Annotated in this window: 25 protein-coding genes and 1 tRNA gene; 15 read left to right on the top strand and 11 right to left on the bottom strand. The window is 68.8% G+C overall.

All coding sequences use genetic code 11. From position 1 onward, the window contains the following. Nucleotides 1-386 precede the first annotated feature (386 nt). The gene (locus EXE44_RS04645; protein WP_241991792.1) at nt 387-755 is read left to right on the top strand and encodes a hypothetical protein; all 369 of its coding nucleotides are present in this window, start codon (nt 387-389) and stop codon (nt 753-755) included. Nucleotides 756-767: 12 nt separating this feature from the next. Here EXE44_RS04645 and EXE44_RS04640 read toward each other — a convergent pair whose 3' ends face one another. Then, a complete protein-coding gene (locus EXE44_RS04640) occupies nt 768-2,690 on the bottom strand; it encodes a bifunctional UDP-sugar hydrolase/5'-nucleotidase (protein ID WP_137716170.1) in 1,923 nt (640 codons plus the stop codon). Nucleotides 2,691-2,951: 261 nt separating this feature from the next. Between EXE44_RS04640 and EXE44_RS04635 the strand changes: the two genes are divergently transcribed. Both EXE44_RS04635 and EXE44_RS04630 read left to right on the top strand, forming a co-directional pair. Then, nucleotides 2,952-4,046 (top strand): archaeosine biosynthesis radical SAM protein RaSEA, encoded by a 1,095-nt coding sequence (locus EXE44_RS04635; RefSeq protein ID WP_137716169.1) that lies wholly within the window; start codon nt 2,952-2,954, stop codon nt 4,044-4,046. Between the two features lie 258 nt (nt 4,047-4,304). Further along, the gene (locus EXE44_RS04630; protein WP_137716168.1) at nt 4,305-4,508 is read left to right on the top strand and encodes a hypothetical protein; all 204 of its coding nucleotides are present in this window, start codon (nt 4,305-4,307) and stop codon (nt 4,506-4,508) included. Nucleotides 4,509-4,567: 59 nt separating this feature from the next. On the opposite strand, the gene EXE44_RS04625 is transcribed toward EXE44_RS04630, so the two are convergent. Then, nucleotides 4,568-5,308, bottom strand: coding sequence for a 5-formyltetrahydrofolate cyclo-ligase (locus EXE44_RS04625; RefSeq protein WP_137716167.1), 741 nt, complete (start codon nt 5,306-5,308; stop codon nt 4,568-4,570). Between the two features lie 124 nt (nt 5,309-5,432). Beyond that, complete coding sequence (locus EXE44_RS04620; RefSeq protein WP_137716166.1) at nt 5,433-7,058, bottom strand: Na+/H+ antiporter NhaC family protein; 1,626 nt, start codon at nt 7,056-7,058, stop codon at nt 5,433-5,435. Between the two features lie 409 nt (nt 7,059-7,467). On the opposite strand from EXE44_RS04620, the gene engB reads away from it, so the two are divergent. Then, nucleotides 7,468-8,088, top strand: a complete 621-nt coding sequence (gene engB / locus EXE44_RS04615; RefSeq protein WP_137716165.1) for a GTP-binding protein EngB — start codon at nt 7,468-7,470, stop codon at nt 8,086-8,088. 265 nt (nt 8,089-8,353) lie between these two features. Continuing rightward, entirely contained in the window at nt 8,354-9,448 is a 1,095-nt protein-coding gene (locus EXE44_RS04610) for a nuclear transport factor 2 family protein (protein ID WP_137716164.1), read from the top strand. Nucleotides 9,449-9,651: 203 nt separating this feature from the next. Here EXE44_RS04610 and EXE44_RS04605 read toward each other — a convergent pair whose 3' ends face one another. Together EXE44_RS04605 and EXE44_RS04600 are read right to left on the bottom strand one after the other, a co-directional pair. Continuing rightward, nucleotides 9,652-10,698: a hypothetical protein gene (locus EXE44_RS04605; RefSeq protein ID WP_137716163.1), complete on the bottom strand. Its 1,047-nt coding sequence runs from the start codon at nt 10,696-10,698 to the stop codon at nt 9,652-9,654. A gap of 60 nt (nt 10,699-10,758) precedes the next feature. Further along, nucleotides 10,759-11,475: a DUF1405 domain-containing protein gene (locus EXE44_RS04600; protein ID WP_137716162.1), complete on the bottom strand. Its 717-nt coding sequence runs from the start codon at nt 11,473-11,475 to the stop codon at nt 10,759-10,761. A gap of 185 nt (nt 11,476-11,660) precedes the next feature. Here EXE44_RS04600 and EXE44_RS04595 point away from each other — a divergent pair, with 185 nt between their 5' ends. Beyond that, nucleotides 11,661-12,275: an FxsA family protein gene (locus tag EXE44_RS04595; RefSeq protein ID WP_137716161.1), complete on the top strand. Its 615-nt coding sequence runs from the start codon at nt 11,661-11,663 to the stop codon at nt 12,273-12,275. Nucleotides 12,276-12,378: 103 nt separating this feature from the next. Then, nucleotides 12,379-12,452 (top strand) — tRNA-Ile (locus tag EXE44_RS04590). A gap of 746 nt (nt 12,453-13,198) precedes the next feature. On the opposite strand, the gene EXE44_RS04585 is transcribed toward EXE44_RS04590, so the two are convergent. Further along, complete coding sequence (locus EXE44_RS04585) at nt 13,199-13,657, bottom strand: type IV pilin (protein ID WP_137706957.1); 459 nt, start codon at nt 13,655-13,657, stop codon at nt 13,199-13,201. Between the two features lie 365 nt (nt 13,658-14,022). On the opposite strand from EXE44_RS04585, the gene EXE44_RS04580 reads away from it, so the two are divergent. From EXE44_RS04580 to EXE44_RS04560, 5 genes are all read left to right on the top strand, one after another. Further along, nucleotides 14,023-15,207: a pyridoxal-phosphate dependent enzyme gene (locus EXE44_RS04580; protein ID WP_137716160.1), complete on the top strand. Its 1,185-nt coding sequence runs from the start codon at nt 14,023-14,025 to the stop codon at nt 15,205-15,207. 285 nt (nt 15,208-15,492) lie between these two features. Then, nucleotides 15,493-15,855, top strand: coding sequence for a hypothetical protein (locus tag EXE44_RS04575; RefSeq protein ID WP_137716159.1), 363 nt, complete (start codon nt 15,493-15,495; stop codon nt 15,853-15,855). A gap of 74 nt (nt 15,856-15,929) precedes the next feature. Beyond that, nucleotides 15,930-16,928 carry a dihydroxyacetone kinase subunit DhaK gene (gene dhaK / locus EXE44_RS04570; protein WP_137716158.1) on the top strand — a complete coding sequence of 333 codons (999 nt, stop codon included), beginning with the start codon at nt 15,930-15,932 and terminating at the stop codon, nt 16,926-16,928. Next, nucleotides 16,925-17,662 (top strand): dihydroxyacetone kinase subunit DhaL, encoded by a 738-nt coding sequence (gene dhaL / locus EXE44_RS04565; protein WP_137716157.1) that lies wholly within the window; start codon nt 16,925-16,927, stop codon nt 17,660-17,662. The genes dhaK and dhaL overlap by 4 nt, the downstream gene beginning before the upstream one ends. Continuing rightward, nucleotides 17,662-18,066, top strand: a complete 405-nt coding sequence (locus tag EXE44_RS04560) for a PTS mannose transporter subunit IID (RefSeq protein ID WP_137716156.1) — start codon at nt 17,662-17,664, stop codon at nt 18,064-18,066. The genes dhaL and EXE44_RS04560 overlap by 1 nt, the downstream gene beginning before the upstream one ends. Before the next feature lie 30 nt (nt 18,067-18,096). Here EXE44_RS04560 and ptsP read toward each other — a convergent pair whose 3' ends face one another. From ptsP to EXE44_RS04540, 4 genes are all read right to left on the bottom strand, one after another. Continuing rightward, nucleotides 18,097-19,815, bottom strand: a complete 1,719-nt coding sequence (gene ptsP, locus EXE44_RS04555; RefSeq protein ID WP_137716155.1) for a phosphoenolpyruvate--protein phosphotransferase — start codon at nt 19,813-19,815, stop codon at nt 18,097-18,099. Further along, the gene (locus EXE44_RS04550) at nt 19,812-20,129 is read right to left on the bottom strand and encodes an HPr family phosphocarrier protein (protein ID WP_137716154.1); all 318 of its coding nucleotides are present in this window, start codon (nt 20,127-20,129) and stop codon (nt 19,812-19,814) included. The genes ptsP and EXE44_RS04550 overlap by 4 nt, the downstream gene beginning before the upstream one ends. Before the next feature lie 69 nt (nt 20,130-20,198). Further along, the gene (locus EXE44_RS04545) at nt 20,199-21,401 is read right to left on the bottom strand and encodes a redox-regulated ATPase YchF (RefSeq protein WP_137716153.1); all 1,203 of its coding nucleotides are present in this window, start codon (nt 21,399-21,401) and stop codon (nt 20,199-20,201) included. A 146-nt stretch (nt 21,402-21,547) separates the two neighbouring features. After that, nucleotides 21,548-21,805: a hypothetical protein gene (locus EXE44_RS04540; RefSeq protein ID WP_137716152.1), complete on the bottom strand. Its 258-nt coding sequence runs from the start codon at nt 21,803-21,805 to the stop codon at nt 21,548-21,550. A 125-nt stretch (nt 21,806-21,930) separates the two neighbouring features. On the opposite strand from EXE44_RS04540, the gene EXE44_RS04535 reads away from it, so the two are divergent. Continuing rightward, complete coding sequence (locus EXE44_RS04535; RefSeq protein ID WP_137716151.1) at nt 21,931-22,467, top strand: universal stress protein; 537 nt, start codon at nt 21,931-21,933, stop codon at nt 22,465-22,467. 27 nt (nt 22,468-22,494) lie between these two features. Here the strand turns inward: EXE44_RS04535 and EXE44_RS04530 are convergent, their stop codons facing one another. Continuing rightward, nucleotides 22,495-23,484, bottom strand: a complete 990-nt coding sequence (locus EXE44_RS04530; protein ID WP_137716150.1) for a biotin--[acetyl-CoA-carboxylase] ligase — start codon at nt 23,482-23,484, stop codon at nt 22,495-22,497. 96 nt (nt 23,485-23,580) lie between these two features. Here EXE44_RS04530 and EXE44_RS04525 point away from each other — a divergent pair, with 96 nt between their 5' ends. Beyond that, nucleotides 23,581-23,976 carry a 2Fe-2S iron-sulfur cluster-binding protein gene (locus EXE44_RS04525; protein WP_137716149.1) on the top strand — a complete coding sequence of 132 codons (396 nt, stop codon included), beginning with the start codon at nt 23,581-23,583 and terminating at the stop codon, nt 23,974-23,976. 171 nt (nt 23,977-24,147) lie between these two features. Then, nucleotides 24,148-24,714 (top strand): hypothetical protein, encoded by a 567-nt coding sequence (locus EXE44_RS04520; RefSeq protein WP_137716148.1) that lies wholly within the window; start codon nt 24,148-24,150, stop codon nt 24,712-24,714. The last annotated feature ends 29 nt before the right edge of the window (nt 24,715-24,743 follow it).

Here is a 24,743-nt window from a genome sequence, read left to right as displayed (position 1 = left end):
GTAATGCTCGTTCATTATAGACGGACCACAGCGTGTTAGGTGTTCACCTCGGGACGCAACCGGAACCAGTTACCAAACGGGAGGCGGCGGCGGCACGGTGCTTATGAATGGATCGAGCGTTCCCCGCGTGAATACTCGCGGACGGCGACGGGATGCGAACGTCTCCCACATTGCCGCGACCGCGTGGTGCGAACGACCGGTTTCGGTCGGTATCCCGCGTCAGACGCCGAATATCGCGATGCCGCAGGGCATAATTGCCGGCGAGACGAAGCGCGAGCGTGACCGGCCGAGGGAGAGAGACGACCGGACGCCGTCCGGGAGGGGTCGCGAGCCGTCTGAGAGCGGCCGGGCGCGACCGGACGAGGGCGCTCGGGTTCGCGCTAGCCGTGCTCGTCGCCTCCGTGGTTCCGGTCCCGGGGTCGTCGGGCGGTGGGGGGAGCGCGCTCGGCGGCGTCCTCGACGTCCTCCCCGCCGGGGTCGGCCTCACCGATCCGTTTCACCTCGTCGGCTACGCGGTCCTCGCCGCGCTGCTCGTGCCGGTGACGCGGGGGAATCGACTCGGACCGCTCCTCGCTGCCGGCGGCGCGGTCGCGTTCGGGTTGGGGATCGAACTCGTCCAGGCGCCGATCCCGTGGCGGTCGTTCGCGTGGCGAGACGCCGCGGTCAACGCGGTCGGCGCGGCCGTCGGGGCGGCTATCGCGGCGGCTCGCACTCGCGTGTCGGGGTCAGCGAGCGACCGCGACGGCGGGCGCTGAGCCCGCCCGCGTTCAGCGTCCCGGCGGGCTGGCGCGGCCGCGACCGCGGCGGCGCACGGTCGCAGCCACGTCGGCGTTCAACCGTGAGCGCTCGAAGTAGATCTGGTCGAACTCGCTCGACTCGTACTCGGCGTAGAGGTCGAGCGGAACCTCGTCGCCGTCGTCCGCGTCCTCGACCGCGTCCGCCAAGTCGCCGTCGTCGACGCGGACCATCAGGGTCGCCTCCTCGTCGTCGAAGACGACCTTCTCCGCGTCGAGGTGCTCGCCGTCCGGCGTCCACACGGCGACGGCGTCCTCGGCGACGGAGTCGACGTCGTCTGGCGCGTCGAACTGCGTGACCACCTTGCCGTTCCCGTCGACGGTGACCGACGCGTCGGGGAGGTCGCGGTCGACGCGCTGCATCCGGCCTTCGACGGTCGGAGCGATCGTCTCCCGCTCCTGTAGGTAGTTGACCACGGTCTCCGCCTGGAGCTCTCCCGTTTCCTCGGCCACGGGTTTGTCCGCCAGCGGGTAGCCGCTCCCGCCGTTTGCGATGAAGCTGTTGACTGCCACTTCGTACGTCTCCTCGAGGTCGAGCGGCTCGCCGTCAACGTACACGTCGCGGATCAGTTCGTCGGCGTCGTCGTGGGGGACCCACTCGAAGCGCAGGCCGCTGGTCTGCTGGGATATCTCCTCGCCGAAGTTCTGCCCAGTTTCGCTTTCCAGCGTGACGACCTGGCTCTCTAAGGTCTCGACGAGCTCCTCGCCGGTGAGCTCAAGCGAGATGACCGTGTTCGGGAACGGCAACGTGTTGAAGATGTCACCGCCGGTGATCTCGCCGGGCCCGTACACCGAGTCCGAGCGGATACCGCCCGCGTTCGTGATCGCGGCGTCGGCGTCGACGCGCTCGCGCATCGCGTCGGTGATCAGGTTACCGTAGCCGGTTTCGCGGTGGTAGTTCGCCCCGAACGTGGCGTTGAGCGGCGTCTCCGTCTCCACGACCGTCGAGTCCAGGCTCACCTCTCCGCGGTACTCGTTGATGATGTCGGACGCGGTCGGGTCCTTCTCGATGTCGTCGGTGACCTCGATCAGCTGCCCGTCGAACGAGGTGACCTCGCCGCCCTCGACCGTCAGCTCGATCTCGCTGAGGTAGCGGGCGCGGGCCCGAGCCTCTGAGACGATCGACCCGTCGACCTCCTCGGGCGGATAGAACTGCTCGTCGTCGCCGACGACGATCACGTCGATGTCGTCGTCCGCGTCGGCCTCCGCGAGGTCCTCGGCGTCACTGATGCCCGTGTGCGCGAGGGCGACGACGGCGTCGACGCCCTCCTCTTCCTTGAGCCGCTTCGCTTCGGCGGGGCCGGTTTCGGTGTAGTCTTCGAGTGTCAACCCTTCTTCGTTGAATTTGATGTTCGTCTTTCCGAACGTCGCGCCCTCGTCGACGAGTCCGATCAGGCCGACCTTGACACCGCCTCGCTCGACGATTCGGACGGACTCCGTCCCGTCGAACGCTTCGCCGGTCTCGCTGTCGACGAGGTTCGTCGCGAGCCACGGGAACTCGGAGTCGGCCGTCACGTCCGAGATGGGGTCGAGCCCGTAGTCGAACTCGTGGTTGCCGATCACGTCCGCGTCCGGGCCGACCTCGTTGAGCACGTCCACCGGCGCGCGCCACTGCGAGACCGGGCTCAGCGCGTGCGGCCCCACCTCGTCGCCGCCGCCGACCACGACGACGGGTCCGTCGGCCGCCGCCCGCCGCTGCTCGATGAGCGTCACCAGCCGCGGGAAGTTCTCGTCCTGCGCCGCCGCCGTCTGGATGTCGTTGTACGACAGGACGGTGAGAGTCGTCGCTCCCTCGCCGTCCGCGGCCGCCGCCGATCCGGAGACGAGCGACCCGCCGAGTACGATTCCACCCGCTCGCAGTACGTCACGCCGTCCGTAGTCACGGTCCCGTGACATCGATTTCTTCCACTTAGGGATGTTTATAAAATCTTTCTATGAAATAATATATATTTATCAGTCCGTCATGTTTGAGAATTCTTCGCAAACGATCGTCTCCGGCCGGCGGGCCGGGATCGACCCACGTCGTCTGACTCGCGGCCGATCCCGACCGCGGCGACGTGACTGATTCCGATGAGAGCGCGACATGGGCTGCGATGCGGGCGCGACGTGGCCCGCGATGACGACACCGCTTTACGCGCGCGACCGCTTCTCCCGGCAATGAGCCAGCCGAGCCCCGACGCGTACGAGCAGGGGCGCGGGATGGACGCGCACAACGCCGTGATGCGCGACATCCGCGCCGAGCGCTCGGAGACGTACGACCCGACGGAGCCGACCCGCGTGTGGATCGACGAGGACAACACGCCCGACGGCGTAGTGAACTCCCTCACGATCATCCTGAACACCGGCGGCTGCCGGTGGGCCCGCGCCGGCGGCTGTACGATGTGCGGCTACGTCGCCGAGTCGGTCGAGGGCGGCAGCGTCGCCCACGAGGACCTGATGACGCAGATCGACGCGTGCCTCGACCACGAGGCCGAGGAGGCCGAGGAGCCGGCGGAGCTGATCAAGATCTACACCTCCGGCTCCTTCCTCGACGAGCGCGAGGTGCCGGCCGAGACCCGGCGAGCCATCGCCGAGACGTTCGCGGACCGTGACCGGATCGTCGTCGAGTCGCTGCCGGACTTCGTCGAGCGCGAGAAGATCGCCGACTTCGCGGACCACGGCATCGCGACCGACGTGGCGGTCGGCCTGGAAACCGCGACCGACCGCGTCCGGCACGACTGCGTGAACAAGTACTTCGACTTCGCCGACTTCGAGGCCGCCTGCGCCGAGGCGGCCGCGGCCGACGACGAGTTCGACGCCGACGTGGGGATCAAGGCGTACCTCCTCATGAAGCCGCCCTTCCTCGCGGAGCCCGAGGCGGCCGCCGACATGATCGACTCGATCCGGCGGTGCGCCGACGTGGACGGCTGTCACACCGTCTCGATGAACCCGACGAACGTCCAGCGCTACACGATGGTCGACGAACTGTTCTTCGAGGGGGGCTACCGGCCGCCATGGCTCTGGTCGGTCGCGCACGTCCTCGAAGCGACCGCGGACGTCGACGCCATCGTCGTCTCCGACCCGGTCGGCCACGGCTCCGAACGCGGCGCGCACAACTGCGGCGAGTGCGACGACCGCGTCCAGACCGCGATCAAGGACTTCGACAAGCGGCAGGACCCGAGCGTCTTCGAGCAGGTGTCCTGCGAGTGCGAGGCCACGTGGGAGTACGTGATGGCCGAGGAGACGAGCTACAACATGCCCTTGGCGCGATAGCCTTCGACGGAAACGCGGTCCGGGGCGAGGCGTACCCCCGAGGCGTACCTCCGAGGCGTACCTCCGAGGCGTACCTCCGAGGCGGGCGACGAAACGCCCCGGAACGATGATGACAGTCGCCGATCAGTTATTTTCTAATCGGTGAAATGAACGATCTATTATCTCTGAAAGTGCGTGACAGTCACGTTTGTCACTCCCGATCATACTGAACGATCAGGTCGAACAAGACCCTTATATCTCCGGGTCCTACCGGACACCATGAACGCAGACGCCAGCGGTTCCCCGCCCTCCCGCGGGAAGTCGGTCCTCTTCTGTCCGGAGTGTCGCTTCGAGAGTCCCCTGTCAGAGGGGTGGCTCGTCGTCAGCGACGGCGACGAGCGCACGATCGTCTGTCCGGAGTGCGGCCACGTGGCCGACCACCGGGCGGAGCGGGCCGCGCCGACGCCGCAGCACGCGGACTGAGGGCATCCCACGCGCGGACCGAACCCCGTAGTTCTTCTTCCGATCGCGATTTTCTCTCGTCAGGGCGCTCGATCGGCGAGGACGGGTATTTCCGACAGCCGCTCCGCGTCGAGCGCGTCCCAGTCGATGCCGTCCGGGCGCGCGCACGGCGTGTCGGTCCGGATCGTCCGCTCGGGCGTCACGACGAGGTCGAGCGGTACGTCGTGCGCGTCGGGTTTCGGGAGGTCGGCGTCGGCGCCGACCGCCGACTCGGGGCCGTCGAGCACGGAGCACTCGTGAACGGTCGTCGCGACCGTCGTGTCGGCGTCGGCCGCGCCGAGTTCGCGGAGGACCGCCCACTCCAAGTCGCTGTACCCCTCGCCCTTGCCGATCCGAGCGCCGTCGGCGGTGACGCCGACGGAGCCGGCGACGATCAGGTCCACGTGCGCGACATCCTCGGGCGCAGTCGGCGTCCCGTACTCGCCGATCCCGGAGACGGTCGTCGCGTCGTCGATCTCCGCCGGCGGGATCTCTGCGGGGTCGAGCCGGAGGAACGGGTCCGGGTCGCGGAGCCGGGGCTGCGCGACGTAGACGGTCTTGCCGGCGCGGAGCGCGGCTCGGCGGACCGGGAGCTGCGGCGCGTCGGGGTTGGTCTTCAGCGTCGCGGCCGCCTCCCACGCCTCGGTTTCCGCGAGCCGCTCAGCCGCGGCGTCGGCGCCGGCGAAGTTCGGGATCCGGTCGTGCGGCGGGAACGGGAAGCGCGCGTGGTCGCCTGCGTCGAAGGCGTCCCACACCGCCTCGCGGACGGCCTGTTTGTCCATGCGCAAAGGACGCTCGGCCGCGACAAGTAAGCCCCGAACGCCGACCGAACTTTCGGTACCGACGACCGGGGTCGGGTCCGTCGGACCGGGAGGCGGGGAGCGCCCAGCCCCGGCGGAGCGGGGGTCAGTCGTCGTCGGCGGGCGACCGGTTGCCGGCCCGAACCGTGCGGGTCGCCGCCACGCCCTTCCGGTTCGCGTCGAACTCGGAGAGCACGTACACCAGGCCGGCGAGCGTCACCACGCCGATCGGGAGCAGCACCAGCGGCGTGATCCGGGTGGCGCCCCACACCGTCAGCAGCACCGCGGCCACGATCAGCACCGTCGTGGCGTAGTAGATCTGGGTGCGGACGTGATCGATGTGGTCGGCGCCGGTGAACGTCGACGAGAGGATCGTCGTATCGGAGATGGGCGAGCAGTGGTCGCCGAAGATGGCACCGCTGAACACGGTCCCGATCGCGACGGGGAGCAGCGCCGGCGTCGCGCCGCCGACGCTCCACGCCAGCGGGACCGCGATCGGAGTGACTATCGCCATCGTCCCCCACGAAGTGCCGGTCGAGAACGCGATGAACGCGGACGCCAGTAACACGACGACCGGGAGCAGCGTCGGCGAGACGAATTCCTCCGCGATGTTGGTGACGAAGACGCCGGTGCCCAGCGCGGTGGTGACGGTCCCGATCGTCCACGCCATCACGAGGATCGTGAGCGCGGTTAGCATCATTCCGAAGCCGTCGATCACGGTCTCCATCGCCTCGTCGAGGTCGGCGACCCCGCTCGCGATGCCGATGACGAGCGCGACGGCCACCATCATGAACGTCCCCCAGAGGAGCGCGTCGACGAACGCGGCGTTGCCGGAGATCTCGAACGGCCCCGCGCCGGGCTCTGACGCCTCGAGTCCGGTGTAGAACCCGCCGCCGACCACGGTCACCATCAGGGCGAGGGTCGGGAGCACGAAGTACCGGAGCTGCGGCGAGTCGGTCAGCACGTCGCCGAGGCTGTCCTCGGCGCTTTGCATCGGGATGGCCCCGTCGCGTAGGACCTTCCCCTCCGTCGCCGAGCGGTGCTCGGCGTCGAGCATCTCGCCGAAGTCCCGCTTGGAGAAGACGATTATCCCGACCATCACGACCGCTAACAGGCAGTACATGTTGAACGGGACGCTCTGGAGGAACAGCGCGAAGGCGCTGGGGACCTCACCGGCGTCGACGGAGACGCCCGCCGCCTCGTAGCCGTCGCGGATCATGCTCAGCTGGTACGCGACCCAGCTCGAGATACCGAACGTCGCGACCGGCGCGGCGGTCGAGTCGATCATGTACGCGAGCTTCTCCCGGGAGATGCTCACCTCGTCGGATATCTCCCGCATCGTGGTGCCGACGATCGCCGTGTTCGAGTAGTCGTCGAAGAACCAGATCATGCCGAAGATCCACGTCGCCGCGCCGACCTTCCGTTGGGAGTCGAGCCTGGAGGTCACCGCGTTCGCGAGGGCGTTCGCCCCACCGAGCCGCCAGATGAGCGCGACGCCCGCTCCGAGGAACAGCACGATCAGCATGATCTTCGCGTTGAACGTGCTCTCGCCGATCGAGGAGACGAGCCAGTCCAGCGTTTGGACCACGCCGTGGTTCGTCGTGTAGATCGCGGCCCCGGACCAGATCCCCAAGAACAGCGAGAGGACCGGTTTCCGCGTCACCATCGCGAGCACGATCGCTAACAGCGGCGGCACGAGGGAGACGGCGCCGAACGTCTCGGCTCCCGTCATACGTCTCCCCCCGATCGATCCCGGCCTGACGAGGGGGACGAGCGGCCCACCGCGGACGGCCGGAATCCTCGTCGCACGCGCTCGGAGGCGCCGGTACAGGCGTTCACCGGATTCGTCGAACCGATGCGACGGTCACGAGCCCTCGTCTGGAACACCATGTTACACACACTCACACTGGACAAAGGTATATAAAACCCATGGTAGTTTCATATTTCGTACTATATGTTTTCGAAATATGGTCATTCAATTCCCGTTCCGACTGTTTCGCTTCTCGAACGACGAGACGGCCGCGGGCGTGTCTCCCGAAAGACGATTCCTCTCGGGCCGGCGGCGCCCGTTCGCTCTCAGTCGCGACGCGTCAGAGACCGACGACGCGCCTTTTAACCCGTTCAGGCGCGCATCGTCGGGTATGTTCGAAGACCGGCCGGACCGCGACGCCGAGGTCGTCCTCGTTGGGCGCTCGAACGTCGGCAAGTCCACGCTGATGCGCGAGCTGACGGGCCACGACTTCTCGACGGGCGGCAAGCCGGGCGTCACCCGCCAGCCGAACCACTTCGACTGGGCCAGCGAGAGCTTCATGTTCACGGACCTCCCCGGATTCGGCTTCATGTCCGGCGTCGAGGAGGAGCACCGCGAGCAGATCAAGACGGACATCGTCCGCTACCTGGAGGACAACGCCGACTCGATCCTGGCCGGCGTCGTCGTGATGGACGGCAAGGCCGCGGTCGACATCATCGACCGACACGCCGAGCGCGGGAACGTCCCTCACGACGTGGAGATGTACGGCTTCTTGGAGGACGTGGGCGTCGAGCCCATCGTCGCCGTCAACAAGACCGACAAGATCGACGACCTCGACGAGCGGCTCGACGATATCTGCGACCGGCTCGGGCTGTTCCCGCCGTGGCAGCAGTGGTCCGACCGTGTGGCGCCCATCTGCGCGAAGCGCGGTGACATCGAGGCGTTGGAGGAGTGTCTCAGGACGCGCTTCCACGACCACAACCGCGACGACCTGCTGAAGTTCGTCTCGTAAGTTGTCGTTTGCGAAGGTGGATTTGATCGCTCCGTGCGTTCGAGTGGGTATTTATCGCTGACCCTGTTGAAATCCTCAGCAGATGATGTCCTCTTGGAGACGTGCTGGATACAGAGCGTGAGTGGTTCAGACGAAGAGGCAGGTGTCACCAAGTCACGCGACATCCGAGTGATTCTCGGCCGGTTTGAGTGGTCCGGCGGCCGGCCGGCTTCAGACCCATCGAATCCGTCCGAAAGCATTTATCGATCTGAAAGAGCATCGATATATGGAGCGACGGGCCCTCCTGACCTCTCTCGGTTGCGTCGGGACCGCTCCCCTCGCAGGTTGCCTCGCCGACCGATCTGTGAATCTAACTAACGCGCTCCCCCCGAATCGTGTCGTTGGGGAATGGTGGGACGCGGTCAGGAACCGCGACACCGAGCGGTTCCGCGACCTGTATCACCCCGACTCGCCGGAACGTGACGCATCCTACTGGACCAACGAAGACTGGTGGGAGTCGTTTCCGCCGGACGTTCTAGCGTCAAGCACTGTCGAGGAGCGTACCCTCGTAGCGGAATCCGACACCGAAGCAACTGTTCTCGACGAGTTCGCCACCCCTGCTGAAGAGGGCGACCGTCAACCGGCAGGGCTCACCCACAAACTCCGAGCCGAAGACGGCGACTGGCGGCTGTGGACGCACGAATCTCGGGAGTTCATCTATCCCGGTGACGCGCCTGACGAGCGACCAGCGGACGACCTGCCTGATGACTGCCCGACATCAACGCTCGCGGACTACAGCCCGCCCGACGAACTCTCTCGTGAGGCGGTCGGAACGTTTGTGATCGAGTATCACGAAACCTACGTACTCGATGAGATGTTTTCGCCCACTCACGAGGACGACTCGGTCAGCGGGAGTGTGACCTCCATCGACAGCCACGAGTACGGATACGTAGTTACCGTTGGGTGGGGTGGCGCCGATTACAGAGATGTTCCCGAGATAGAAGCCAAACCGACGACCGATCCGCCCGACTTTGATATCCCGTCGGTCGAAACTCTCGACAGCAAACTACTGCGAGAGTTCGCCAGAGAAGCCGCCGAGCGGAATGAGAGAGTAGAATCTAGTGGCGCTCCACACTCGGATCTGGAGCCGGTGCGCCACGAGTTCGAGTCGCTCCCAGGTACCGAAGACGGCCGATTTATCAGCGTTGACGGCACTCCCGTCACCATTCAGTTCGATATCCGCAGGACGCATGGAGATTATTTGTCGATGTCTACCCGCTACTACGTAGACTCACACGTCGTCCGACAAAGCGACGAGCACAGGGCCAGCGACGAGGACACGGACCCAAGGCAATTTCCTCTACTCGAATGTCAACCGTAGGCGGGGTTCTGAAGCCCCGTACGGCTGTAATCACAGGGCTGCCGACGAGCTGATCGCTCGTAGTACGGTGAAATACTACCGTACGGATCCTCTGTATCTCACACACCGATCCTATCAGTTCCGATGGGTTTCAACAGAGCCTCGCACCACCGCGGATCCGTTTATAAACACGCGACCTCGTCGGTCGACCGACTCGGGGCCCTTCAGAACTCGAAGCCGACCGCGTCGGCGCTCGGTCGGAGCGGGCTCTTCGGATACGGCGGCTCGGCGTCCGGGTCGTTGTAGGCCCGCGGCGCCACGTCGTTCGGTGCGTCGGGGTAACACAGCGCGGCGAGCGTCTGGATCGCGGTGCGGCCGCTCGCGAGTTCGAACTGCCCGCCGCCGTACAGCTGGATCCCCTCCTCCTCGCAGTAGGCGATCGTCTCGAACAGCGATTCGAGCGTGCCGAACCGCGAGGGCTTGACGTTACACCAGCCGGGCTCGACGGGGAGCGACTTCAGGCTCTCGACGCCGTCGATCGGATAGTCGAACGAGAGCCGGTCCGCCTGCGGCTGGACGAGCGCGCCCGTCGCGGGCGTGAATGCCGGGTCCTCCACGACCGCGGCCGGGAACGCCGCGAACACGTCGCGGTACAGCTCCGGGTCGGGCTCGACGTCCACCTCCGTCCCCTTGTACCACCCCTTCAGGTCGAGGACGCGCACGGCGTCCGTCTCGCGCAGCGTCTCGAAGGCCGATTCCGGCCACTCCGGAGTGGGATCGAGCTTGAACTCCAGTTCGGGGTCGCGCGCGAGCAGCGCCTCCACGCGGTCGGTCGACGGCGGGTCGCCGAGCCGCGTCGAGACGACGAAGCGGACCGGTTCGGGGTCCACGCCGAGGCGTTCGCCGAGCGACTCCCCGCGCTGGCGGAGGGCCAAGTCGAGCGCCGCGCTCTCGACCGCCCACCGGCGGTAGTTGCGGGACGTCTCGTTTGCGGGCTCGTGGCCGTGGAAGAGGTCGATCTCGTCGAGCCGGTCCGACAGCTCGTCGATGGTCCACTCCCCCTCGATGTCGATCGGGTCGGTGCCGGCGAGGGCGTCGTGGTCGGCCGTCTCGTAGGTCACGTCCTCTCCCCTGCCGACGACGCCGTCGCCGGAGAGTCGGTACTCCGTCGTCGTCCGCTCGAAGCCGCTCGTCGTGTTCGCCGCGTGGCGTCGCCGCGAGACCGACTCGATCGTGACCGTCAGATCCGCGATCCGCTCGTAGTGGCTCATACCCCGGTGGAGGTCGGCCGTCCACTTAAATCGGTGAGCGCGGGCGGGCTCGACGCTCCCCTACTGCGACGACGACCCGGAGTCGCCCGCGCGGCCTCGCAGCGTCGCGATCCGCGTGCCGAGCGTCCAGAACAGCGGGATCACTGTGAGAGCGACCGCGCCGGCGGCCGCGACCTGGAGGACGGTCGTCGTGAACCACGGCGCGCCGTCGGCGTACGGCAGCGAGGTGTGGGTCACCTCGCCGATCACGGGCACGAAGTAGTCCATCAACAGGTCGACGGTGTACCACGCGGTCGCGATCGCGACCGCCTTCAGCGGGAAGTCGGTGATTCGGTGGAGGACGAACGCCTGGGCCACCATCGCGAGGTGGCTGAAGAACAGGAAGGCGTACAGCGCCGGGCCGTTGACCGCGAGGAACTCCGGCCAGAAGACGACGAGGACGTACGGGGTCCACAGGCCGAGCTTGACGTTCCCGAAGAACGCCAGCGCGGCGAGCGTGTCGCTCGACCGGCCGAGCGCCCACGCGCCGAGCGCCAGCGCGATGAGCAGCGTCGCGCCGGGGCTGTCCGGGATGAAGATCCACATCTCGGTCGGGAGGGCCCGGAACTGGAACCGGTAGTACCAGAAGCCGAACGCGGTGCCGACGAGGTTGATGGCGACGATGACCCACGCGAACCGGAAGGCGACGTCCTCCAGCCGTTTCGGGAGCGGCGCGACCCACCGCGGCAGCGAGTCGCGGTCCGGCGGGTCGCGGCCGAGCGCGCCGACGATGTCCATACCGCCGGCTCGGACCGGTCGGGCAAAGCCGTGGCGGTCGCGGCGGGTGCGACCGGCGCACCCGAGCGGTGAATCACGAGCGCGTAACGAGTGCGGACCGAACGCGATGCGAGCGCGCCGCGAGCCCCCGTCGGACCCCGCCCGCGACGAAAAGGGCTATGGGCGCCCGGCGGGAAGGCGGGGGTATGCGCCCGCGAACGCTGCTCGCGCTGCTCCTCGTCGTCCCCCTCGTGGACGCGCTGTTCCTGATTGTGGTGGCGACGCGGCTCGGGTGGCCGGTGACGGTCGCCTTGGTCGTGTTGACGGCCGTCCTCGGGATGCTCCTGCTGCGCGCCGAAGGGCGCGCGACCCTCGCCCGCCTCCAACGGAAGGTCGCGCAGGGGAAGCCGCCGACCGACGAACTGCTCGACGGCGGACTGCTCATCGCCGCGGGCGCGTTCCTGCTCACGCCGGGGCTCGTCACCGACGCGGTCGGCTTCCTGCTCGCGCTCCCGCTCTCTCGGGTGCCGATCCGCGTGGCCCTGAAGAAGTACGTCGTCGTCCCGTACATCGAACGCGAGACGGACGGCTTCCTCTCGGGCAACGTCTACATCGGCGGCTTCCCCGACGACGGCGAGGGGGGCTTCACGATGGGCGGCGGCGGATTCCCCGGCGGCGGCCCGGACGGGTTCGACGGCGGCGATGCGGACGACGGGGGTGTCGGCGCGAACGCGGACCGCGGCGGCACGTCGGCGGACGATGACGACGTCGTCGACGTGGATTTCACCGTCGAAGAGGAGGAGCGGACGGGAACCGACTGACGGCGCGGGCGTCGAGACGCACCGTGAAACCGCCACACGGCGGGCGGCTCGCGAAAGGAAACCCTTAAAATCCTACCCGCGCAACGACTGAATGCGCTCACCTGGGCCAATAGCTCAGTCAGGTTGAGCGCTCGGCTGATAACCGGGAGGTCCACGGTTCAAATCCGTGTTGGCCCACCTTAATTGAATTCGGGCACCGCCCGAATGAATTGGTGGGCTGGGACTCCCCAGCCACCCAATTTCGTTGTCTCAACTCTCCATAGGCGCCGCCAAAGTATCCTGTCCGAGGGTAATATTAAGTCGGTAGTCCTCGCTATCCCCCGATACGCGTTAGCCGCAGTGGTGTCGGCGTGATGGTGCGCCGATCTCGGGATAGCCGGGGCAATTGCCTTCGGTGCGGCGCGCACGTGCCTGCGGACTTCCGCCGCGTTCACGGTGACGGGGAAGACCGTATACGCCGATGTCCCGATTGCGGTTCGTCAGTACGAACTTCCCAGGGATCGAACATATCCAGTATATTTCTCGGAAGACAGTGTAATGCCGATGCTGTTGAAATCCGTGAGATTAGGTTGAAAACTTATACAAGGGAATTCTCGGCGCGACCCGTAGCCCAGACGTGGACGTATTCATGATCCGCGGTCGATATGCTTTGGTTAGTGCGCTCGTCGCGTGAGGTGGATTAACCGGTTGTGTTACGGGTACCAGCCGTCATAGCTGTGGCCGACCTGCTGGGACTAGTTCAAATGGAACGGCTCAGTCACACCGGTCTGACGGGATTGAGATATTATATATGAGGGGATAGCGTGAATTTTCTGCCAAATCAGTCTCAAGATCGCTGGCGAGCGTGAGCGGCAGCTCAAAAGGAGTTTACTCAACAAATTACAGCAGATTGTTAAATAGAAAGCTGCGGTTCCAGAGTATTTCTACGGTGAACGAACGGTTATCGTGGTCTCGTAGATACTGTTACCGCTGGGGTCGTGAACTAGTCGTATATCAACATTCTGTCCGTCAGTGTAGGACTGTCCATTGTCGATATTCTCAAAGACAGCACTCGTTCCTGTCCGCCATGGATCGTTAACTGAGGTTGCGTTAGCAGAGACTGTACCCACACGGGTCCCATCAACGACTAACACGATCTGGCTGGGGTCGAGATCCCCACCTCCCGTCTTCGTCACATCAAAGTCAATGTTGCTACCGTTAAGTGCCGCATTATCCGTCGAGAACGATGCCTGCGGCGCGGTATCTCCTAACTGGTCGCCGAGTCCGAGAACGAACGTCCCGATGACCGCCGCCAGGATGACGGTAATCGCGACCATGAGGATGACGCCGATGACGGGACTCACTGCCCTGTCGTCCGCGTTGGATTGGTTGCTTGGTTTCATAGTTTGAACCCAGCGGCCACCGACGAACGAGAATTCGGAGACGTGAGCGCCGTCGACGACGCCTACCAGACTCCGGTCCCGTTCAGATCGGTTGCTGGTTACCGAAGATAAGACGGACCTGCCTTATGTACTTACTGGCACGAATATCAGGGGAGAAAATTAGATGACGAGGCCGAAAGTAGTCGACTCGGATACACGACACACGGAAGCCACGACTAAACCGCTCTCACGGAATTAGCGCAATCCCGTGTACTCGGACCCATATCGAAGGTCCACGATTATCGTCGCATTCGCGAGTACACCGACCGAGATCCGCGGCCGTCCGCCGTAACCAATCATTTGTACACCGCCCGTGAGAGGGGGGTATGGAGCAGCTGACGTGTTACGACTGCGGGGAGACGTACCCGTTCGGAGACGCGACCCGCTGTCGCTGCGGCGAACCGCTCTGGTTCGAGACCGACGCGGCGGCGTTCGACTGGCCGGACACGAGCGACGGGTCGCTCGGTCGAGAGACGCTCTGGCGATACGAGTCCGTGCTCCCCGCGACGGCACCGGCCGGGCTGGCCGCCGCCGCGGGCGGGACGCCGCTGTTCCGTGCGCCGTCGATCGAGTCGACGGGGGGTCCTCGGATCCACCTCAAGGTGGAAGGCGTCAATCCGACGGGGAGCTTCAAGGACCGCGGGACGGCCGTCGGTATCAGTCGGATCGACGGGCCGGTCGGGACGGTGTCGCACGGCAACATGGCGCTGAGCGTCGCCGCCCACGCCGCCGCGGCTGACCGTGAGGCGGTCATCCTCGTGGCCGAGGACACCCCCGACTCCCGGCTCGCGATGATCGCCCAACACGACCCGCACCTGTTCCGGGTCCACGGGGAGTACGGGCGGCTCTATCACGACACCCTCGAAGACGACCTCGGCGCCGCGTTCCTCAACTCGGACGCCCCGCTCCGGGTGGCCGGACAGAAGACCGTCGCGTACGAGATCTGCGAGGCGTTCGCCCCCGACGCCCCCGACGCGATCGTCTTACCGGTCAGCAGCGGCGGGCAGGCGAGCGGGGTCTGGAAGGCGCTCCGGGAACTGAACGCGGCGGGGCTACTCTCGGCGACGCCGCGGATCTACCTCGCGCAGGCCGCGCGCTGTGACCCGATCGCGCAGTCGTATCGGCGCGGGGCGTCGCGCGTCGAGCCGGTCACGGGAGAGCCGACGGCGGCCGTCTCGATCAACAACGCAGACCCGCCGAGCGGGAACCGGGCGCTGGCCGCCGTCGCGGAGACGGACGGCGGCGTCGTCTCCGTCCCCGAGGAGGCGATGCTCGCCGAGAGGGACCGCCTCGCCGCCGACGCCGGCGTCTCGGTCGAGCCGTCGTGCGCCGTGGCCACGGCCGCCGTGCGGGACCTCGCCGCGGCCGGCGAGTTCGGTCCCGACGACGACGTCGCCGTGATACTGACCGGCTCGGGGTACAAGTACGGGGAGAGCGACCCCGACATCTCGTCGGTTCGGGAGGTCGACCGGGCGGACGTCCCGGGCGCGGTCCGCGACGCGGTGTCGTAACTCGTCGGGTATCGGTCTCCTCCTCGCCGGCGTCTCGTCGGTGGTGTCGGCGAGGTCCCTGCCACCTCTGAGTACGCGCGGTTGAGCAGCAGCGCTCGGTCGGGGTGACCGCGACGTCGACGATGGAGAGCGTGTGACAGGCGAGAGCCGTGGGCGGGCGGTGAAAGCGGCCGCGGGAGGGAAAACGGCCGCGGGAGGAGGGGGCACACGGCGCGGCTCTCGTTTCGGAATCCCGGAACGATGCCGACCACAGGGATTTACACGCAGTTCTCCGTCGCCCGAGCTATGGACCCATTCGACCGCGGGGGGAGCTGTGCGAACGGCCACTACTTCGCGTCGCCGAAGCAGGCCGGGGACGGGACGTACTACTGCCCGAAGTGTAACGTCAAGAACGTCGCGCCGGGGACGGACGGCGTCGAGGACGGCGGGTGCTGCCGGAGGGGCCACTACTTCGAAGAGCCGACGCAGTTGGGTCACGGCGCGTTCGGCTGCCCGGCCTGCGAGTCGACCGACATCGAGCCGGCGACCGAGCCGTTCGACGACGGCGGCGTCTGCGAGAACGGCCACGAGTTCCGCGTGCCCGACCGGACCGACGACGGGGTCGCCCGCTGCCGCGAGTGCGGCACCCGCGAACTGGAGCCCAACTGACCGCTCGACGGGGGGAACGGCGGCGCTGAGGGCCACTACGCTTATGCGAAGCGAGTGAGTCGGTACCAACGATCATGAAGAAGCTGATCAACGACCCGGACGACGTCGTCGACGAGATGCTGGACGGGATGACGGCGGCGTATCCCGACCGCCTGCGACGCCTGCCGGACACGCAGGTGCTCGTTCGCGACGACGGGCCGGTCGACGGGAAGGTGGCGCTGGTGACCGGGGGCGGCAGCGGCCACGAACCGACCCACGCGGGGTACGTCGGCGACGGCATGCTCGACGGGGCGGCCGCGGGCGACGTGTTCTCCTCGCCGACGGCCGACGAGTTCGAGGAACTGATCGGCGCCTGCGACGCGGGCGACGGCGTCCTCGCGATCATCAAGAACTACGAGGGCGACGTGATGAACTTCGAGACCGCCATCGAACTCGCGGAGATGGAGGGCGCCGAGGTCGAGAGCGTCGTGGTGAACGACGACGTGGCCGTCGAGGACTCGCTGTACACCTCCGGGCGCCGCGGCGTCTGCGGGACGATCCTCGTCCACAAGGCCGCCGGCGCGAAGGCCGCACAGGGCGCCGACCTGAGCGAGGTCAAGCGCGTCGCCGAGAAGGTGATCGACAACGTCGGCACGATGGGCACCGCGCTCACCTCGTGTGTCACCCCCGAGAAGGGCGAGCCCACCTTCGATCTCGGCGACGACGAGATCGAACTCGGGATCGGGATCCACGGCGAGCCGGGCACGGAGCGCACGGACGCGATGTCGGCCGACGAGATCACCGAGCACCTGACCGAGGCGGTCCTCGACGATCTCGACCTCGACGAGGGACAGGAAGTGCTCACGATCGTCAACGGGATGGGCGCCACCCCGCAGATGGAGCTGTTCGTCGTCAACCGCCGGCTCCAGGAGCTCCTCGGTGAGCGCGGCCTGGAGACGTACGACGCGTGGGTCGGCGACTACATGACCTCGCTGGACATGGCCGGCGCGTCGATCACGGTGTGCGCGGTCGACGACGAGCTGAAGGAGCTGTTCGACGCGCCGGCCGACACCCCGGCGCTGACGAACAAATGAGCGACGACGGGGCGGCGGTCGTCGCGGCGGTCGAGGCGGTCGCCGAGCGCATCGAAGACGAACGCGACCACCTCACGCAGCTGGACTCCGCCATCGGTGACGCCGACCACGGTGGAAACATGGCGCGCGGGTGGGCCGAGGCGGCCGACGCCGCGCGCGACCTCGACGACCCGGACGCCGAGACCGTCGCGAAGACGGTCGGCAAGACGCTGATGAGCGAGGTCGGCGGCGCCTCAGGTCCGCTGTTCGGCGGGTCGCTCGTGTTCGCGGCGGGGGAGCTCGACGACGGGATCACTCCCGAGACGGCGGTCGCGTTCGCCGAGACGTACTTAGAGAAGGTAGAGGACCGCGGCGACGCGCGCGTCGGCGACCAGACGATGGTGGACGCGCTGACGCCCGCGGTCCACACGTTCAAGAAATCGATCGAGGTCGACGACCTGCCGCCGATCGACGCGCTCGCGAAGGCGGTCGACGCCGCCGAGCGCGGCGCCGCGTTCACCGTCCCGATCCGGGCCCGGAAGGGCCGCGCCTCCTACCTCGGCTGGCGCTCGGTCGGGCATCAGGACCCGGGCGCGACGAGCACCTTGTTCATCCTCGAAGAGCTGCTCGCGGTCGCCGCCGACCGGCTCGGCGTCGACGTTCCAGAGACGGACGCCGCCTCGCCGACGATCCCGGACGAGGACCCGGACGACACGGCGGGCGACTCACCCGACGCGGCCTCGGGGGACGACTGATGGTCGGGATCGTCGTCGTCTCGCACAGCGAGCGCGCCGCCGAGGGGATCGCGGAGATCGCGGCCGAGATGGCGGGCGACACCCGGATCGAACCGGTCGGCGGCGACGGGAATGGCGGGATCGGCACCGTCCCCGACGCGATCGAGGCGGCGATCGACGCCGCGGCCGGGTCCGAGGAGGAGGAGGAGAGTGACGCGGACGGCGTCGTCGTCCTCGTCGACCTCGGCAGTGCGGTGATGAACGCGGACGTGGCGGTCGAGTTGAGCGACGCAGAGGCGGTCATCGCGGACGCGCCCGTCCTCGAAGGCGCGGTCAACGCGGCGGTCGCGGCCACAGATCCGTCGGCCACGGTCGAGTCCGTGCGCGAGCAGGCGGAGGCAGCCCGGGACATCGAGAAGCTGTAGGAGCGGCGCCGCCCCGTTTTCCGGAGTCGGCTACGCGTCGCGCTCGCCGATCTCCAGCACGTCCAGCACCTCGCCGCGCGTCTCGCAGGCGAGCGCCTCGTTCGCGAGCGACGCCGCGGCGTCGGCGTCGACCTCGCGGACGCGCGCCTTCACCTCGGGCACCGTCACCGCGCTCATGCTGAGCTCGTCGAAGCCGAGTCCGACGAGCAGTTCCGTCAGCGCCGGGTCGCCGGCCATCTCGCCGCACATCCCGACCCAGGTGTCGCTCCCCTCGGCGGCCGCGGTCGTGCGGTCGAGCGCGCGCAGCACCGCCGGGTGGAGCGGGTCGTGATAGTCGGCGACGGCGTCGTTGCCGCGGTCGGCCGCCATCACGTACCCCGCGAGGTCGTTCGTCCCGACGCTCAGGAAGTCGAGCCGGTCGGCGAGGGCGTCGGCGAGGAACGCCGCCGCGGGCGTCTCGACCATCGCCCCCAGTTCCGGGACGGCGTGGTCGACCCCCTCGGTCGCGAGGTCGTCGGCGACCGACTCGACGGCGTCGACCGCGCGCTCGACTTCCTCGACCCGCGTGACAAGCGGGAACATGACGGCGAGCCTGTCGCCGTCCTCGGTCGCCGCGGCACGAAGCAGCGCGCGGATCTGCGTCTCGAAGAGGTCGGCGTGCTCGTCGAGCGACAGCCGGATCCCGCGCCGCCCGAGGAACGGGTTCGGCTCGTCGGGGAGGTCCAGGTACGGGACCGGCTTGTCGCCGCCGACGTCGAGCGTCCGGACGACGACGCGGTCGTCGGGGAACGCCGACAGCGCGGCCGTCACGGCCTCGTACTGCTCGTCCTCGGTCGGGGGCGACTCGCGGTCGACGAAGAGGAACTCGGTCCGGAACAGCCCGACCCCGTCCGCGCCGCGCTCGGCGGCCGGCGCCAGTTCGGCCTCGCCGCCCACGTTCGCGGCGACCTCAACGGCCCGGCCGTCGGCCGTTTCGACGCGCTCGGGGATCACCTCAGGGCCCGGTTCCCGCATCGCGTCGCGGCGGGCCTCGTCGGGGTTGACGACGACCTCGCCGGCCTCGCCGTCGACGAGGACCGTCTCCCCGTCTCCGATCGATTCGAGGGCGTCGTCGACGCCGACGACCGCGGGGACCGCGAGCGACCGCGCGATGATCGCGGCGTGGGAGGTCCGACCTCCCTCGACGGTCGCGATCCCGGCGACAGCGTCGGGGTCGAGCGCGGCGGTGTCGCTCGGGGTGAGCCGCTCAGCCAGCAGGATCGTCCCGTCCGGGAGGGCCGCGAGATCGGTCGCGGTCGACGCTTCCCCGTCTCCGGCGAGGAGTGCGCGGAGCAGCCGGTCGCGGACGTCGCGCAGGTCGTCGGCGCGCTCGGCCATCCGCCCCTCCATGTCCTCGAACTGCGCGACGGCCTCGTCGAACCGGTCCGCGACGGCGTGTTCCGCGGGCGTCCCCTCCCGGATCGCGGCCTCGACGTCCTCGATTATCGTCGGGTCGTCGAGGAAGCCCTCGTGGGCCTCGAACACCGCGGCCTCCTCCTCGCCGACGCGCTGGGCCGTCCGGTCGCGGGCGTCGCGGAGGGCCCCCCGAACGGCGTCGCGGGCCGCCCCGTACCGGTCCAGTTCCGACTCGGCGTCGACGGCGTCCGGGTCGGGGCGGTCGGGGAGCGACAGGTCGGCCTCGGGCCGGTACCAGCGCGCCGTCCCGACTCCCGCACGCGGCGTGCTTCCGACGCCGGCGAGCGTCCTCACGGGGCGTCCTCCGCGTCGCCGCCGTCGGTCCCCGCTTCGTCCGCCTCCTCGACCGGACTCGTGAGCAGGTCGCAGACGGCGTCCAGCGCCGCCTCCGCGTCGGGCCCATCGGCGACCACGCGGACCGACTCGCCGTGTTCGACGTTCAGGCCGCTGACGGAGAGCATGCTGTCGGCGCGGACGAGGCCGTCGTCGCCGTCGTCGGCGCGACCGATCGACACGTCGGCGTCGAATCGGTTCGCCGTCTGTACCAGCTTCGAGGCGGGTCGCGCGTGGAGGCCGGCCTCGGGTTCGACCGTGACGGTCCGTTCCATGGGGTGCGGTTGGACCCCGGCGGGTAATAGCTGATCGGGGGCGTCGAGGGCCCGGGCAGCGCGGGGCGACTACGGCGCCGCCTGCTTCGTCGAGACCAGTTCGATCACGTCGCGGTGGGAGAGCTCGCGGTCGGTCCCGACCTGTCGGCCGCTCCGGCAGTCGGTGCCGTGGAGCAGCCCCTCGCCGATGTCGGAGTGGATGTGGTACGCGAAGTCCTCCGTCGTGGAGCCCTCGGGGAGGATGAAGCAGTCGCGGAAGACCCCCTTCTCGTCTTTGCTCCCGTTGGCGGAGCCGGGGAAGACGGCGATACAGCCCAGCACGTCGAAGACGGCCGCTTCGAGCGCGCCCTGGACGCCCGTGCCGTCGTACTCGCCGGCGAAATCGGCGATCTGGTCGAGCCCGGCCGCCTGCTCGCCGGAGACGTCGCCGACGACCTCGAACTCGTCCTCGCCCGGCGTGTAGTCGACGACGCCCGCCTCGTCGGCGTTCTTCAGCGCCTTCTCGGCGTGGGCGCTCGCGGGGACGAAGGAGAGGTGGTCGTAGTCGGGGTCCGAAGTGATCTCCTCCCAGTTCGCCTGCGCCTCGGGCGTGTCCATCTTGTTGGCGGCGATCACCATCGGCTTCGTCCGCTTGCGGATCTCGCGGGCCAGTTCGACCCTGTCCGTCTCGTCCCACGTCTCGGGGTCGAGTTCGAGCCCCTGCGCGAGGATGGTCCGCTTCATTCGGTCCTTGTCCGTTCCGAACGCGGACATCTGCTCGGCGAGCTCCTCCTCGACGGCGGCGTCGGCGCCCTGGTACCGCGTCTCGTATTTCTCGAGGCCCTTCTCTAACACGTCGAGGTACCAGGCGTCGAGCTCCTCCTCTAAGAAGTCGATGTCCTCGCGGGGGTCGTGGCCCTCCGTCGCCTCGCCCTCGATGTCGGTCTTCCCCGAGAAGTCGACGACGTGGATCAGCACGTCGGTCTCGTTGAGGTCGGTGAGGAACTGGTTGCCGAGCCCGCGCCCCTCGTGGGCGCCCGGGACGAGCCCGGCCACGTCGACGAGCTTCACGGGGACGAACCGCGTCCCCTCGCGGCAGACGCCGACGCTCGGCGTACACGTCTCGTCGAACTCGGGGGCGGCGCAGTCGACGCGGACGTACGCCTCGCCGACGGTCGGGTCGATGGTGGTGAACGGGTACGCGCCCTCCGGCACGTCGTTCATGGTCGCGGCGTTGAAGAACGTCGACTTCCCCACCGAGGGCTTGCCGACGAGACCGATCCGGTAACTCATTACCGCCAGTCCGCGATCCGCGGTGAAAAGCGATGCGAGACGCGCCGTGGCGTGGGACGCGATGACGAGGGGCCGCGGCGTGCGAAGCGGTGAGGAGTGGCCGCGGCGTCCGAGACAGTGACCGGGCGCGAGAAGGCGGACCCCCGTCAGGCGTCGCCGTCGGACTGGCCCGGTTCCCCGAGCGCCTCGATGGGGAGGACGTTCTGGAGCGCGGCGTGCGCGTCGTCGGCGCTCTCGAACGTCTCCTGGTCGACGTCGGCGAGGAGGTCGCCGAGGTCGGCGTCGCCGTCGGCGAACAGCACCGTGGTCCCGGCGAACGCTTCGGCGAGGGCGTCTCGATCCGCGGGGTACGCGTGATCTTTGAGCGTCGGTTCGAGCCGTGAGAGGTGGATCTCGTCGGACATACCGTCCCCATCGACGGGACGGAACATAAACGCGCGCCCCGTCGCGGCCGAGGCGGAGACGAGGGCGAGAAACCGGCAAGAACCGCAAAGGGTTATCCGTCGTCGGCGATATGAGTCATGTGAACATGCCCCTATACGACCGGATCCTGGTCCCGACCGACGGCTCCTCGGAGGGGGAGCTGGCGGTGTGCCACGCGCTCGACCTCGCCGCGGTCCACGGGGCCTCGGTCCGCGCCATCTACGTGGTCGACACCGCGCGGTACGCCGGGATGCCGATGGAGACGACCTGGGAGGGCGTCGGCGACCTGCTGTACGACGACGGGGAAGCGGCGCTCGAAACGGTCCGCGAACTGGCCGCCGGCCGCGACGTGGACGTGGAGACGGCCGTCGTCGAGGGGTCGCCCAGCCGCGAGATCATCACCCACGCCGAGGAGGCGGGCTGCGACCTCGTCGTGATGGGGACCCACGGCCGCGGCGGCATCGACCGGCTGCTCCTCGGCAGCGTCGCGGAGAAGGTCGTCCGGGGATCGTCGGTCCCGGTGTTGACGGTGCGGATCGGCGACGGGGAGGAGCCGCCGAGCGCCGCCGAGTCGGCGACGGCGGGCGAGACGGCCGGGATCGACGCCGAGGGTGGGGTCTCGGACGCGACGGAGACCGGATAGCGGAGAAGACGCGCCCCGCGTCCACCCTCACTCCGCGTCGCGGAGGTGTTCGCAGTCGCCCGCGTGGACGCGCCGCCGGCCCTCGTCCGTGTCGATCACGAGCGCGCCCGGCTCGGCGACGTCGACGGCGGTGCCCTCCACGACGCCGTCGGCGGCCTCGACGCGGACCCGCCGCCCGAGCGTGCTCGCCCGCTCGCGCCACGCCGGGAGGACGCCGTCGAGCGCCTCGGGCGACGCGGTGAGTTCCGCGTAGCGTTCGAGCAGCGTCGCGGCGAACCGCCGCCGGTCGACCGGGGCGCCGCGCTCGGCCGACAGCGACGTCGCGCCCGCGGGCAGCGTCTCGGGGTCGAGGTTGGCGTTGACGCCGACGCCGACGACGAGCCAGCCCACGCGGTCGGCCTCGCCCTCCATCTCCGTGAGTATCCCCGCCAGCTTCCGGCCGCCGCGGCCGGTCGGGTCCGGATCGCCCCCGCCCTCGCCGTTCCCGTCGCCCGCGACCAGCACGTCGTTCGGCCACTTGATCCGCGCGTCGACGCCGGCCTGGCGGGCGGCGTCGGTCGTCGCGACCGCGGCCGCGAGCGTGAAGAGCGGCGCCCGCGCGGTCGGCACGTCGGGGCGGGTCAGGACCGACAGCCAGACGCCGCCGCTCGGCGCCACCCACTCGCGGTCGAGGCGCCCCCGGCTCCCCGTCTGCTCGTCGGCGAGCACCGCGACGTCCGCGGCGCCCCCTCCCGCGAGCTCGCGGGCCCGCTCGTTCGTCGACCCGACCCGGTCGTGGTACTCCACCGAGTAAGGAGCGTCGAGCCCGAACGCGATGCCCGCCCCGGAGTAGCCCGGGTCGTCGGGAGCGACGTAGCCGTCCGGCGTCGACTCCACCGCGAACCCCTCCTCGCGGAGCCCCTCGACCGCCTTCCAGACGGCCGCCCGGGAGACGTCGAGCGACTCGGCGAGGGCGGGCCCGGAGACCGGGCCGTCGTCCGCCGCCAGGGCGTCGAGTAGCGCGCGCCGCGTGTCCATACCTCCCGATCCGGCGGCCGCGCCGAAAGCCGTTCCGGGTCTCGAACGCCCCGTCGGGTCCACGACGCTTTGTGTCCGGCGCGCGAAGGACCCCCGATGACCGACGTGGACCGCGACGGCGAGGACCGAACGGAGTCCAGGAGGGAGACCGTGTCGCTCGTCGTCGTCGACGGCGACGAGCGCGTCGACCTCGACGTGGAGCGGGGGCGGAACCTCCGCCGGGTCCTGCTCGACGCCGGGCTGTCGCCGTACACGGCCGCGACCCGCCGCCTCAACTGCGGCGGGCGGGGACTGTGCGCCACCTGCGGAGTCCGCGTCCGGGAGGGACCGCCCGCCGACCACTGGCACGACCGGCTCGCCGACCGGTTCGGCTACCCCCGGCTCTCCTGTCAGATCGCGGTCGACCGGCCGATGACGGTCTCGCTCGTCGACAAGCGCGTGTGGGGCGGGCGGCGGTCCGAGGCGGGCGACGGAGAGTCGGACGGGAACTGACGCCGGACCCCACACCTCGTTTCCGGTGAAACGGCGAACGGTACCGCGTCGCACGGGCCGCCCGTCGAGGGGTTCCCGCGGGCCGTCGCGGGCGTTCCGCCCGGTCGTCGGGGACGTTCCGGACGGCCGTCGCGGCACAAAAGCCAAGTCCGCTGGCCCGAACGGTCGGGTATGCAACCCTCCAAGGAGCGCGAGTCGTCCGACGACGATCCGATGGACGACCTCGACGACCTCCTCGACGACGACCTCGCCGGCGGCGAGGGGGCGTCCGACGCCGATTCCGGCGGCGCCGCGAACGCCGAACCGAGCGCGGGGACCGCCGGCAGCGCCGGGGGGTCCGGCCGCGTCGGCGTCTCGGGCCGGTGGTTCTCGGCGAAGGCGTTCGGGCTCGCGCTCGTCACCGTCGCGGTCGGCGTGTTCGTCGGCGGGCTGATCCCCCTGATCGGGGGGACGATCGGGACCGCGGGCGGCGTCTTCCTCGCCGCGTTCCTCCTCGGCCTCGTGCTGTCGACGCGCCGCTACGTCGAGACGGGGATCGCCGGCGGCGCGGCGGGCGCGGCCAGCGCGGTGACGAGCGTCCTCGGCGTCGGCTTCCTGCCCATCGGGATCGACTACCTCTCGCAGTGGGGGCTCCCGCTGGTCGCGGTCGGCGGGGGCGTCGGGCTGGCGCTCGCGCTGCTCGGGCACTACTTCGGCCGCGACCTCCGCGCGGGGCTGAGCCGGGACATCGAGGAGTGAATTCCCGCTGACGGCGCGGAGGTTTTCCG

Source organism: Halorubrum sp. SS7 (genome assembly GCF_005435055.1).
GTDB lineage: Archaea > Halobacteriota > Halobacteria > Halobacteriales > Haloferacaceae > Halorubrum > Halorubrum salinarum.
Note: the sequence above shows the minus strand (reverse complement) of the source record. Positions and strands in the feature narration are given on the sequence as shown.

Bases quoted from the DNA above. Each gene is read 5' to 3' on its own strand.
- EXE44_RS04640 (WP_137716170.1), bottom strand. From the start codon at position 2,690: ATGTCACGGGACCGTGACTACGGACGGCGTGACGTACTGCGAGCGGGT.
- EXE44_RS04635 (WP_137716169.1), top strand. From the start codon at position 2,952: ATGAGCCAGCCGAGCCCCGACGCGTACGAGCAGGGGCGCGGGATGGAC.
- EXE44_RS04630 (WP_137716168.1), top strand. From the start codon at position 4,305: ATGAACGCAGACGCCAGCGGTTCCCCGCCCTCCCGCGGGAAGTCGGTC.
- EXE44_RS04625 (WP_137716167.1), bottom strand. From the start codon at position 5,308: ATGGACAAACAGGCCGTCCGCGAGGCGGTGTGGGACGCCTTCGACGCA.
- EXE44_RS04620 (WP_137716166.1), bottom strand. From the start codon at position 7,058: ATGACGGGAGCCGAGACGTTCGGCGCCGTCTCCCTCGTGCCGCCGCTG.
- engB (WP_137716165.1), top strand. From the start codon at position 7,468: ATGTTCGAAGACCGGCCGGACCGCGACGCCGAGGTCGTCCTCGTTGGG.
- EXE44_RS04610 (WP_137716164.1), top strand. From the start codon at position 8,354: ATGGAGCGACGGGCCCTCCTGACCTCTCTCGGTTGCGTCGGGACCGCT.
- EXE44_RS04605 (WP_137716163.1), bottom strand. From the start codon at position 10,698: ATGAGCCACTACGAGCGGATCGCGGATCTGACGGTCACGATCGAGTCG.
- EXE44_RS04600 (WP_137716162.1), bottom strand. From the start codon at position 11,475: ATGGACATCGTCGGCGCGCTCGGCCGCGACCCGCCGGACCGCGACTCG.
- EXE44_RS04595 (WP_137716161.1), top strand. From the start codon at position 11,661: ATGCGCCCGCGAACGCTGCTCGCGCTGCTCCTCGTCGTCCCCCTCGTG.
- EXE44_RS04585 (WP_137706957.1), bottom strand. From the start codon at position 13,657: ATGAAACCAAGCAACCAATCCAACGCGGACGACAGGGCAGTGAGTCCC.
- EXE44_RS04580 (WP_137716160.1), top strand. From the start codon at position 14,023: ATGGAGCAGCTGACGTGTTACGACTGCGGGGAGACGTACCCGTTCGGA.
- EXE44_RS04575 (WP_137716159.1), top strand. From the start codon at position 15,493: ATGGACCCATTCGACCGCGGGGGGAGCTGTGCGAACGGCCACTACTTC.
- dhaK (WP_137716158.1), top strand. From the start codon at position 15,930: ATGAAGAAGCTGATCAACGACCCGGACGACGTCGTCGACGAGATGCTG.
- dhaL (WP_137716157.1), top strand. From the start codon at position 16,925: ATGAGCGACGACGGGGCGGCGGTCGTCGCGGCGGTCGAGGCGGTCGCC.
- EXE44_RS04560 (WP_137716156.1), top strand. From the start codon at position 17,662: ATGGTCGGGATCGTCGTCGTCTCGCACAGCGAGCGCGCCGCCGAGGGG.
- EXE44_RS04550 (WP_137716154.1), bottom strand. From the start codon at position 20,129: ATGGAACGGACCGTCACGGTCGAACCCGAGGCCGGCCTCCACGCGCGA.
- EXE44_RS04545 (WP_137716153.1), bottom strand. From the start codon at position 21,401: ATGAGTTACCGGATCGGTCTCGTCGGCAAGCCCTCGGTGGGGAAGTCG.
- EXE44_RS04540 (WP_137716152.1), bottom strand. From the start codon at position 21,805: ATGTCCGACGAGATCCACCTCTCACGGCTCGAACCGACGCTCAAAGAT.
- EXE44_RS04535 (WP_137716151.1), top strand. From the start codon at position 21,931: ATGCCCCTATACGACCGGATCCTGGTCCCGACCGACGGCTCCTCGGAG.
- EXE44_RS04530 (WP_137716150.1), bottom strand. From the start codon at position 23,484: ATGGACACGCGGCGCGCGCTACTCGACGCCCTGGCGGCGGACGACGGC.
- EXE44_RS04525 (WP_137716149.1), top strand. From the start codon at position 23,581: ATGACCGACGTGGACCGCGACGGCGAGGACCGAACGGAGTCCAGGAGG.
- EXE44_RS04520 (WP_137716148.1), top strand. From the start codon at position 24,148: ATGCAACCCTCCAAGGAGCGCGAGTCGTCCGACGACGATCCGATGGAC.